The sequence below is a fragment of the Thermomonas sp. genome, from assembly GCF_020850895.1.
Taxonomy (GTDB): Bacteria; Pseudomonadota; Gammaproteobacteria; order Xanthomonadales; family Xanthomonadaceae; genus Thermomonas.
This window is the reverse complement of sequence record NZ_JADZDS010000141.1, coordinates 1-9,751: the sequence shown is the minus strand read 5'-3', so window position 1 is coordinate 9,751 and position 9,751 is coordinate 1. Positions and strand designations below refer to the sequence as shown.

At 64.9% G+C, this 9,751-nt stretch carries 11 protein-coding genes and 1 pseudogene; 5 read left to right on the top strand and 7 right to left on the bottom strand.

Annotated elements, in window-relative coordinates; translation table 11 throughout:
* Window positions 1–224: hypothetical protein (locus IT472_RS12000; RefSeq protein WP_297181844.1), on the bottom strand; the 224-nt coding region annotated here is incomplete at its 3' end.
* A 210-nt stretch (window positions 225–434) separates the two neighbouring features.
* On the opposite strand from IT472_RS12000, the gene IT472_RS11995 reads away from it, so the two are divergent.
* From IT472_RS11995 to IT472_RS11975, 5 genes are all read left to right on the top strand, one after another.
* Window positions 435–1,913 carry an Ada metal-binding domain-containing protein gene (locus IT472_RS11995; protein ID WP_297181842.1) on the top strand — a complete coding sequence of 493 codons (1,479 nt, stop codon included), beginning with the start codon at window positions 435–437 and terminating at the stop codon, window positions 1,911–1,913.
* Entirely contained in the window at window positions 1,910–2,467 is a 558-nt protein-coding gene (locus IT472_RS11990) for a methylated-DNA--[protein]-cysteine S-methyltransferase (protein WP_297181840.1), read from the top strand. Before IT472_RS11995 ends, IT472_RS11990 begins: the two co-directional genes overlap by 4 nt.
* 122 nt (window positions 2,468–2,589) lie before the next feature.
* Entirely contained in the window at window positions 2,590–3,810 is a 1,221-nt protein-coding gene (locus IT472_RS11985) for an ATP-binding protein (protein WP_297181838.1), read from the top strand.
* A gap of 29 nt (window positions 3,811–3,839) precedes the next feature.
* On the top strand, window positions 3,840–4,142 hold the full coding sequence (locus IT472_RS11980) for a HigA family addiction module antitoxin (RefSeq protein ID WP_297181836.1): 303 nt from the start codon (window positions 3,840–3,842) through the stop codon (window positions 4,140–4,142).
* Between the two features lie 339 nt (window positions 4,143–4,481).
* Window positions 4,482–6,782 carry a restriction endonuclease gene (locus tag IT472_RS11975; RefSeq protein ID WP_297181833.1) on the top strand — a complete coding sequence of 767 codons (2,301 nt, stop codon included), beginning with the start codon at window positions 4,482–4,484 and terminating at the stop codon, window positions 6,780–6,782.
* Window positions 6,783–6,811: 29 nt separating this feature from the next.
* Here IT472_RS11975 and IT472_RS11970 read toward each other — a convergent pair whose 3' ends face one another.
* The 6 genes and pseudogenes from IT472_RS11970 to IT472_RS11945 form a co-directional block, all read right to left on the bottom strand.
* A complete protein-coding gene (locus IT472_RS11970; protein ID WP_297181831.1) occupies window positions 6,812–7,060 on the bottom strand; it encodes a HigA family addiction module antitoxin in 249 nt (82 codons plus the stop codon).
* A 134-nt stretch (window positions 7,061–7,194) separates the two neighbouring features.
* Window positions 7,195–7,614: a type II toxin-antitoxin system VapC family toxin gene (locus IT472_RS11965; protein ID WP_297181828.1), complete on the bottom strand. Its 420-nt coding sequence runs from the start codon at window positions 7,612–7,614 to the stop codon at window positions 7,195–7,197.
* Window positions 7,615–7,869: a plasmid stabilization protein gene (locus IT472_RS11960; RefSeq protein ID WP_297181827.1), complete on the bottom strand. Its 255-nt coding sequence runs from the start codon at window positions 7,867–7,869 to the stop codon at window positions 7,615–7,617.
* A gap of 106 nt (window positions 7,870–7,975) precedes the next feature.
* Window positions 7,976–8,077: a hypothetical protein gene (locus tag IT472_RS11955; RefSeq protein WP_297181826.1), complete on the bottom strand. Its 102-nt coding sequence runs from the start codon at window positions 8,075–8,077 to the stop codon at window positions 7,976–7,978.
* Window positions 8,077–9,270, bottom strand: a complete 1,194-nt coding sequence (locus tag IT472_RS11950) for an ATP-binding protein (protein ID WP_297181823.1) — start codon at window positions 9,268–9,270, stop codon at window positions 8,077–8,079. The genes IT472_RS11955 and IT472_RS11950 overlap by 1 nt, the downstream gene beginning before the upstream one ends.
* Window positions 9,271–9,381: 111 nt before the next feature.
* Window positions 9,382–9,751 (bottom strand): annotated as a pseudogene (locus IT472_RS11945) (GMP synthase (glutamine-hydrolyzing)); the annotation flags it as partial.

Genomic DNA, 9,751 nt, shown 5'->3' with positions numbered 1-9,751 from the left:
GTGCCCTCGCCCTCCTTGGAGCGGATGCCGGCGCCGGTGACACCGTTGACCACCACCTGGCCGGAGCCGCGGTCGTACCACATGGTGGCGCGCAGCGCCTCCAGCTCGTCGCGGGTGAGATGTTCCTCGGCGCGCTCCCAGATGGCGATCGGCTCGGCGATGTGCGCATCGCAGTCGAAACTGGGAAAGTCCTTGGTCATCGGCGGGAAAGTCTGGGTCGGCATGATGCACCTCGTTTATGGCTCTAATAATGGGTGTGCTGGGTCTCAGTGTACGAGGCCACAGACAAAAACCAAGACGGGGCCAGGCGCAACTTGGACCATAGATGACTCGATCCCGGCCCACGGTGCCGGGTCGTGGCTCAACGGCGGGGATTGCAACCGCATGTCCGAAAACGGCGAGCATCGCGGTCGTGCCGGCCTATGATGTCGCCCATGACACTGGATCAAGACGCCGCCTACCAGGCCCTCGCCGCCCGCGATGCCCGCTTCGATGGCCGCCTGTTCGTGGGCGTGACCAGCACCGGCATCTACTGCCGGCCGATCTGCCGGGTGCGCACGCCGCAGCGGCGCAACTGCCGCTTCTTCGCGACGCCGGCGCAGGCCGAGGCGGCGGCGTTTCGGCCCTGCCTCAAGTGCCGGCCGGAGATCGCGCCCGGCGCCGGCCTGCCGTGGAGCGTGATGGATGCCTCCCGCACCCTGGCCCAGCAGGCGGTACAGATGCTGAATACGCAAATCGGCAGCGGCGATGCCGCCACGTTGACGACGTTGGCGGCGCACCTCGGCGTGAGCGACCGACATCTGCGCCGCATCTTTGCGGCCGAGCACGGGGTGACGCCCATGCAGTACCTACAGACGCGCCGCCTGCTGCTGGCCAAGCAGCTGCTGACCGACAGCGCCATGCCGGTGGCGCAGGTGGCGCTCGCCGCCGGCTTTCACAGCCTGCGCCGCTTCAACGCCGCGTTCGTCGCGCGCTACCGCATGAGCCCGAGCCGCCTGCGCGGCGCCGCCGAACGGGAACCCGTGGCCAGCGAAGCGGCGGACGCGGTGACCATCACGCTCGCCTACCGCGCACCCTTCGATCACGCCACCCTGCTGCGCTTCTTTGCTCAGCGCGCCACTCCCGGCGTCGAAACCGTCGGCGCGCTTGGCCTGCGGCGCACGCTGCGCGCCGGCGCCATCGCCCGCGAAGGTGGTTGGATCGAGGCGAGTTTCGATCCCGAGCGCGACCGCGTGCGGCTGCGCTTTGCGCCGACGCTGGCCGGAGCGAGCGCCCGCGTGGCGGCCGCCGCGCGGCGCTGGCTCGATCTCGACGCCGCGCCGGCCCACATCGATGCAGCACTGGCCGATTTGCCCGGCGCGCCGGGCATCCGCCTGCCCGGTAGCCTGGATGGCTTCGAACTGGCCGTGCGCGCCGTGCTCGGCCAGCAGATCAGCGTCGCCGCGGCGCGCACGCTCGCGAGCCGGCTGGTCGCGCGCTTCGGCGAGCCGTCAGTGACGCCCTGGGCCGAGCTGAGCTACCAGTTCCCCGCGCCGGAGCGGCTCGCCGCCGCTGCGCTCAGCGACGTGGCCGGCCTCGGCATCGTGCGCCAGCGCGCCACGGCGCTCATCGCGCTGGCCAAGTCCTGGCCGGAGCTCGAACGGCTGATGGCGCCAGCCACGGCACCCGAGGCCTTCATCGCCGCGCTGTGCGCGCTGCCCGGCATCGGACCCTGGACGGCGCACTACATCGCGATGCGCGCACTCGGCTGGCCGAATGCCTTTCCGCCCAGGGATGTCGCGGTGCTGAGGGCCATGCAGCGCCGCTTCGGCATCGCCGACCAGTGCGGCGCCGACGCGCGCGCCGAAGCCTGGCGGCCGTGGCGCGCCTATGCCGTGCTGCGCCTATGGAACAGCCTGGAGACCGACCCATGAGCACCCGTGACACGCTCGCCACCGCCTGCACCGCGCAGGCGCTGATCGACACGCCGCTCGGCCGCGTGCGCCTGACGCGCACCGCCCGCGGACTGGCCGGCCTGTGGTTCGAAGGCCAGAAACATCATCCCCGCGAACTGCCCGTACCGCACGACGGCGACGACCCGCTGCTGCGCGAAGCCGCAACACAGCTGCAGCGCTACTTCGCCGGCACGCTCACGCGCTTCGACCTGCCGCTCGATCTGCTCGGCACGCCCTTTCAGCGCGCCGTGTGGCAGGCGCTGCTGCGCATCCCGGCGGGCCGCACGTGCAGCTATGGCGAACTCGCGCAGGCCATCGGCAAACCGGCCGCAGCCCGTGCGGTGGGCGCCGCCGTGGGGCGCAACCCGGTGTCGGTGGTGGTGCCCTGCCACCGCGTGGTGGGTACTGGCGGCGCGCTAACCGGCTATGCGGGCGGGGTGGAGCGCAAGCGGGCATTGCTGGAGTTGGAGAAAAAGCTTGAGGCACCTCGAGCCCTGACGCTGACACCCGGGAATCTGCCGCAACTGGCCTGATCCAGCGGCACAACGCCACCGTAAGCGAACGGCAGGCGTCTGCAGAAAATCCCAATCGACCCGGCCATGACTTCCAATTATCATGCTTCCTCCTCCCAATCTACCGCACTTCGGAGCGGGTCATGTACCAGCGGTTCGTCGCGCATCGGGTGGCAGAAGCTCTGTCGGACACGCCTGTGATTCTGATCGTGGGACCGCGCCGCGCGGGCAAGACCACGCTGGTCCGGACGATGGGCGAGCCGGATCGGACCTATGTCACGCTCGATGACCGGACGGCGCTCGACGCCGCGCGGTCGGATCCGACCGGTTTCATTCGCAGCCTGGATCGGGTCACTATCGACGAGATCCAGCGCGTGCCCGATCTGCTGCTCGCCATCAAGAAGACCGTGGACGACGACTACCGCCCCGGCCGTTTCCTGCTGACTGGGTCCGCCAATGTGCTGACCCTGCCGCGGGTTGCCGACAGCCTAGCCGGTCGGATGGAGACCATCCGGATGCTGCCGCTGGCGCGCGCGGAAATAACCGGCCACAGGCCGACTTTCCTGGAACGGCTGTTCGCGGGAACACTTCAGGGCGACCGCCAGGCGATTGTCGGTGACGATCCCCTCCAGCTCGTGCTGCGCGGGGGCTTTCCCGAAGCGATCAGCCGCGACAGCGAGCGGCGGCGGCAGGACTGGGCGCGCTCCTATCTGACGTCGATTCTGACCCGCGACCTCAGAGACATCGCCGAGATCGAGAAGCTCACCCAACTGCCGAAGTTCGTCCGGCTGCTTGCCGAACATTCGGGACAGTTGGTCAATTATTCACGGCTTGGCGCCGGCATCGATGTCAGCCACAAGACAGGGCAGCGCTACGTCGCGCTGCTAGAGCAGGTCTTTCTCGTCTCGACATTGCAGCCCTGGTACACCAACGCGCTGAAGCGCGCCACCAAGACGCCGAAGCTGCATTTCCTCGATTCCGGCCTACTCGCCTCGGCAACAGGATTGAGCTTCGACCGGGTCAAGGCGAACCGCGAGCGGTTTGGCTCACTCCTGGAGAGCTTCGTGTTCGCCGAAGTGCTGAAGCTCATGAGCGCATCCGACCTGCGCCTGACGCCCTACCATTTTCGCAATCAGCAGATGCACGAGGTGGACATCGTGCTCGAACGCGACGACGGCATGGTCGTCGGCATCGAGGTCAAGTCGTCGGCGACGGTGAAATCCAGCGACTTCGCCGGGTTGCACTCCCTCGCTGCGGCATGCGGGGATCGGTTCGCCTACGGCGTCGTGCTGTACGACAGCGCCGATCTCGTCCCCTTCGGCGAGCGACTGGCCGCGGTGCCGCTGTCGGCGTTGTGGCGCTGAACGCACGCACCGGCCCCGCGAAGACCGCCATGCGCGCCCCCATCCACCCCGGTGAAGTTCTGGCCGACGAATTGGCGGAACTGAACATCACGCCGACCGAACTGGCTCGACAGATCGAGGTGCCGGCCAATCGTCTGTCGCAAATCATCCGCGGCAGACGGTCGATAACCGCCGACACCGCCCTGCGCCTCGGCCACTGGTTCGGCAGCAGCCCGCAGTTCTGGCTGAATTTGCAGGCCGCATATGACATTCGCGTGGCCGAGGCGGCCGTTGGCGCCGAGATCAGTCGTTTGCCGGTTCGCCCTCGGTGCGTAAAGCAGGTTGGGGCTTGATCGGGTGATGTCCCTGGGAGAGCGATGCCTCGGTGCATTTCTCTGACCATCAAAAGGACAGCGCGCTTCCGAGCCGAACTGCGGCAGATGATGTCAAGATATGATCCGGTTTTCGCCATCCAGCATCACTTCGCCTCTTGGCCCTCGGCCGGATAGGGGTTCTGCAGCGTGTGGCTCTCATGACGCCGGAGAGCATTCATTTGAACGCGTTCATTTACGAGCCTAATTCTCGACATGTCAGATGGACACCTGCGCAAGCTCGGTCAGGAGGCTCAGGCGCTCGCTTGAGCCACGACAGGGGGATAGAAGTGGAGATCGACAGCGGGAGACAGACACTCGATGGGACGCTATGACTACAAATCGTTGTCTCCGAAGGACTTCGAAGAGCTAACCCGTGACCTGCTTCAGGCGGAGTGGAACGTCCCGCTGGAGGCTTTCAAAACCGGCCGCGATCGGGGTATCGACCTGCGCCATTCGGCGCTCAATGGCGGCACGACAATCATCCAGTGCAAGCACTACGCCTCCTCATCCGTCAGAAGCCTGCTGTCGCATCTGCGCAGCAGAGAAGCGCCCAAGGTTCAGCAACTGCAACCTGACCGCTATGTGCTGGTGACCTCTTTGCCGTTGTCGCCCTCCGACAAGGACAAGATTATCAAGGTCTGCGGGCCTTTCATCCGGCGACCGACCGATGTCATCGGGGCGGATGATCTCGAGGGCCTGCTAAGCCGCCATCCGGCGATTGAGCGCGCCAACTTCAAGCTTTGGCTGACGAGCACTGCGGTATTGGATCGCGTTCTGCACAACGCTGAGATTTCGCAGACTGAGTTTGAGGTTCAGCGCATCCGCCGCAAGATACCGGTGTTCGTCCAGAACAAGGCATTCCCGCGTGCCCAGCAGCTGCTGCAGGAGCAGCGCGTCGTCATCATCTCGGGCGTTCCCGGCATCGGCAAGACAACGCTCGCGGAAATGCTGCTGTTCGCTCATCTGGAAGAGGGATATCAACCGGTCGTCATTCAAACCGACTTGGCCGAAGGCAAGCGGCTGTTCCGTGCCGATAGGAAGCAAATCTTCTACTACGACGACTTTCTTGGTCAGACGTTTCTCGGCGATCAGCGCACATATCTCAGCAGCAACCATGACGCGGCCCTGATCAGCTTCATGGAGATGGTGCGGAACACGCCGCATAGCAAGTTTGTGCTGACCACGCGGGAGCACATCCTGCGCCGTGCGTTTCAAGTGTCGGAGCGCTTCCTGCACAGCACGATGATGGATCATCGCTGCGTGCTGGAGCTGGGAGACTACTCCTTCGGTCAACGAGCCCGAATTCTCTACAACCATCTGCACTTCAGCGACCTCCCACAGCAGTACAAGGATGTGATCCTTGAGGATGATTTCTTCCTCGACATCATCAAGCACGATCACTTCAACCCGCGATTGATCGAGTGGCTGGCATCCTTGACTCGCCTTCGGTCACCGCCGCCCGAGCAGTACCGACAGCGCATCACCGCTTTGCTGCAAGAGCCCGAGACGATTTGGTCTCACGCGTTCGAAACTCAGATTTCGGATGCCGGCCGCGATCTTCTCCTGACGCTCTACACCCTCGGCGAATGGACAGATGTGGTGGACCTTGAACCGGCCTTCGAGGCCGTCCATCGCGACAATGCCGAGCGCTACAACAGGCCGCGGGCACCCGGCGATTTTCGGATGGCACTGCAGGAGTTGGATGGAGCGTTTCTGTCTTACCAGTGGGGACATGCTGAATTCATCAACCCGTCTATCCGTGACTTCGCGGCCGGCGTCATCTGCCGCACCCCGGCGATTGCCTTCGATCTCGCCGGGAGCGCCATACGATTCAAGCAGATCACAAGTCTGTGGAGCCTGGCCAAAGAGCGAAACGATCAGCCACTTTTCGGCGCACTATCCGCCGACGATGCGCGGCTGCGCTCGCTGATTGAGCGCGTCCTGCATGGGGAGTCCACGCGATGGGAAAAGACCCCACATGGAATGATCGGCCAACCGGTTGATGCCGGTGAAGGGGTCAGGCTTGCGAAGCTTGTTGAAATCTGCGATGTGTTAAAGAGCAACACGTTCGTCCAGCTCTGCGAACAGTACGCAGCGCATCTCGTCGCGCGCTGGGAAAAGCATAGCCTGGACATTTCCGCCGCCTTACGCGCCCTGGATGCAATGAAGGGTAAACACTGGTACCTCAGCAATGGCGGCAAGGCCGTCTACCGGACGGTCCTGGATGGCTTGCTCGACTACTTGGTGATGGCAGGGGCGCGCGACTGGCTGACTTTGCTCAAGTTTCGCGACTCCGCGCTGGAATGGTTGGGATCTGACGAGGGGAAGCTCAGCGAAGCGCTTGACCACTATCGGCGCCAGGGCGTCCGCGAGGACTTTGACAACTGTTCCGATACGGATGACTTCAATGAATTGCGAACCTCGCTCAGCGAACTGACGCAGCAGTACGGCCTTGATTTTTCTCGCACCATCTCTTTGATCGACGACGCCATCGCAGAGCGCAATGAGAGCGAGCCAGATTACGAAACGAGCAGCTACTCCGAGCGGTCGGCGGCTGAGCACGCCGAAGTGGTGACGGAGGAGGAGGTACGGGAGATGTTCAAAACGCTTCGCGGGTAAAACCCCGGACGCCAGATCGACGGGTAACTTCACGCGGCGACGCGCATGTCGTATTCCGTTTGCAGGTTCATCCAGAACCGCGCGTCCATGCCGAAGTAGAGCCCAAGCCGCAGCGCAGTATCCGCCGTGATCGGGCGGCGGCCGTTGACCAGTTCGCTGATCCGGCTGGGGGAGGCGTCGGTGTCGGCCGCGAGCTGGCGCGCGGTGATACCCATCGGCTTCATGAACTCTTCCAGCAGGATTTCGCCGGGGTGGATTTCGTCGAGCAATTGCGCCATGTTCCCGCTCCTAGTGGCAGTCCCGCATCTCGATCTGGCGCGCGCCTCATGGTCGGCTCATCGTCTCTCGCCGAACCGGGCAAGCAGGCCCGCATCGTAAGTTGGCCGGCCGGATCCTCTCCCGAAAAGTCAGCCTATCCATCCTTCCAAGGGTTGATAACCGTCACACCAGCCGCTTCAAAGGGTGAAGTGTCGCGCGATGCCACGATGAAGCCCCGCGACGCGGCAATGGCCGCGATGTAGCCATCCGGCGTCGGGAAGCCCCGCCCGCCGTTCCGGGCCGTCACGGCCAGGTCGGCGTAGTGGCGCGCGGCGTCCGTGTCGAACGGAAGGACGCGATCCTGGAACAGCGCCAGCAGCGCGTTCAGTGCGCGGTCGAGCAGGTTCTTGCGCTTGCCCGCCGGCAGCGCGCGGAGGCCAAACAGCAACTCGGCCAGCGTCACGCTCGACAGGTACAGGGTTTCCGCCGCCTGATCGTTCAGCCAAGCCCGCACGGCCGTGTCTGGCGCGGGCTTCATCGCCTCGGAAACCACGTTTGTATCGAGGACGATCATTCAGTCGAAGCTCAGCGGTTCGGCCGGCGTTCTGTCGCGCACGTTCTCGAAGACAGCGAAATCTTCATTGGTCAGACCGATCTTGCGGCCGATGGCGGCCAGGGCGTCCCCCACGCGCACCCGCTTTTCCGGCTTGACTGCGGTCGCCAGAATCTCGCGCACCTCCGCTTCCGTGCTGCGGCCGTGTTGGGCCGCCCGCAGGCGCAACGCGCGATGCACGTCATCGGGCACATTCCTCACGGTCAGGATTGCCATGATTCAATCCCCCTAATCTGATTGCGATGACTGCAAGAATAGACAAGTGCAGTCACGGGCTCAAGGGTCACGCCACTTTCCTGCCTTGGCGTGCCCAGACGCGGACTCACTCCCACTCGATCGTCGCCGGCGGTTTGCCGGAGACGTCGTAGATCACGCGGGAGAGGTTCGGCGCTGAGTTGAAGACGCGCCGCAGCACATTGGACATCACTCACCACGCCAGTCATCGCCGGGCATGATCCGTCGCATGAAGGCATCGAACATCGGCACGGTGAAGGCGGTATCGCCGTGGCTCGGGCTCCAGATCATGCCTTTCGCAATGAGCTGGTTGCGGATCGGGCCGAGCGAGGTGACTTTCTTGTGCAGCACGTTGGCCACGTCGCCGGAGCGGTGCGGGCCGGGGCCGAGCTCCGCCATGGCGCGCAGGTAGCGCTTCTCGCTCGGCGTCAGGCGATCGAAGCGGACGCGAAAAAAGCTCTCGTCGAGCGCTGCGATCACCTCCCGCGTCGCCTGTTGCACATCATCTGTGCGTATCGGCGAAGTCGGCGCGATGTCCCAGACATGCTTGCCCCACTCCTGCAGAAAGTAGGGATAGCCCTGGGTCTCCTGCACCAGCAGATCGAGCGCAGCCGGGTCGAATGCGACACCAAGCTCTGCGGCGGGTTTGGCGAGCGCGGCGCGGGCGGCGTCGGGCGGCAGCGGGGCGAGGTACGGAAAATCGAAAAGCCGCTCGGCATAGGACTTGGCCCGGCCCATGCGGCCGGGGAGCTGCGGCAGCCCGGCGCCCACCAGCATCACCGGCAGTTGCCGCTGCGCGGTGCGGTGCAGCGCGGTGATCAGGCAGGCGAGCTGTTCTTCCTCGACGTACTGCAACTCATCGACGAACAGGATGAGCGCGGTACCAGCGTGCTGAGCGGCGATGCCGGTGGCCTCCAGCAGGTCTTGCAGGTCGTGCTCCAGATCGCCGTTGTCGGCGAGCCCCGGCTCGGGCTCGAACTCGAGGCCGACTTCGATGTCCTGGTATTTGACCTTGAGGGCGCCGACGAACCCTGCCAGTGCACGCAGGGCGCGGTGGGCGAAGGCCTTGGCCTGATCGGATCGTGACAATTTCAGCAGTGCCTGGCGCAACTGAGGCGCGAGGATGGCCGGCAGTGAGCGGCCCTCTGGCGCCTCGATGCGCAGCGTGTGCATGCCGGCGGCTTCGGCGTCGTCGCGCAGTCGGTCGAGCAACACGGTCTTGCCGACCCCGCGCAGGCCCACCATCAGCACGCTCTTGGCATGGCGGCCCAGGCGGACACGCTCGGTGGCGATGCGCACCATCTCGCGCAGATCATCGCGGCCGGCAAGCTCCGGCGGCGGCGCGCCAGCGCCCGGCGCGTAGGGGTTTCTGATCGGGTCCATGTACAGATTATACGAGCATTTTATAAATTATCCGGCAAGGATAATTTAACTAACTTCGCTCAATATCTGGACGCAGCGCGGCTGCTTTGGCAATCAGGGGCGCACGCCTGCTCACTCCCACTCGATCGTCGCCGGCGGTTTGCCGGAGACGTCGTAGACCACGCGGGAGAGGCCGGGCACTTCGTTGATGATGCGGCGCGAGCAGATGTCCAGCAGTTCGTAGGGCAGGTGTGCCCAGCGGGCGGTCATGAAGTCGACGGTCTCGACCGCGCGCAGCGCGACGACGGGTTCGTAGCGGCGGCCGTCGCCGGTGACGCCGACGCTTTTCACCGGCAGATATACGGCAAACGCCTGGCTGGTCTTGTCGTACCAGCCGGCGCGGCGCAGTTCTTCGATGAAGATGTGGTCGGCCAGGCGCAGCGTGTCGGCGGCGGCCTTGGTGACTTCGCCCAGGATGCGCACGCCGAGGCCCGGGCCGGGG

Bases quoted from the DNA above. Each gene is read 5' to 3' on its own strand.
- IT472_RS11980 (WP_297181836.1), top strand. From the start codon at position 3,840: ATGCGCGCCCCCATCCACCCCGGTGAAGTTCTGGCCGACGAATTGGCG.
- IT472_RS11985 (WP_297181838.1), top strand. From the start codon at position 2,590: ATGTACCAGCGGTTCGTCGCGCATCGGGTGGCAGAAGCTCTGTCGGAC.
- IT472_RS11975 (WP_297181833.1), top strand. From the start codon at position 4,482: ATGGGACGCTATGACTACAAATCGTTGTCTCCGAAGGACTTCGAAGAG.
- IT472_RS11995 (WP_297181842.1), top strand. From the start codon at position 435: ATGACACTGGATCAAGACGCCGCCTACCAGGCCCTCGCCGCCCGCGAT.
- IT472_RS11990 (WP_297181840.1), top strand. From the start codon at position 1,910: ATGAGCACCCGTGACACGCTCGCCACCGCCTGCACCGCGCAGGCGCTG.
- IT472_RS11970 (WP_297181831.1), bottom strand. From the start codon at position 7,060: ATGGCGCAATTGCTCGACGAAATCCACCCCGGCGAAATCCTGCTGGAA.
- IT472_RS11955 (WP_297181826.1), bottom strand. From the start codon at position 8,077: ATGTCCAATGTGCTGCGGCGCGTCTTCAACTCAGCGCCGAACCTCTCC.
- IT472_RS11960 (WP_297181827.1), bottom strand. From the start codon at position 7,869: ATGGCAATCCTGACCGTGAGGAATGTGCCCGATGACGTGCATCGCGCG.
- IT472_RS11950 (WP_297181823.1), bottom strand. From the start codon at position 9,270: ATGGACCCGATCAGAAACCCCTACGCGCCGGGCGCTGGCGCGCCGCCG.
- IT472_RS11965 (WP_297181828.1), bottom strand. From the start codon at position 7,614: ATGATCGTCCTCGATACAAACGTGGTTTCCGAGGCGATGAAGCCCGCG.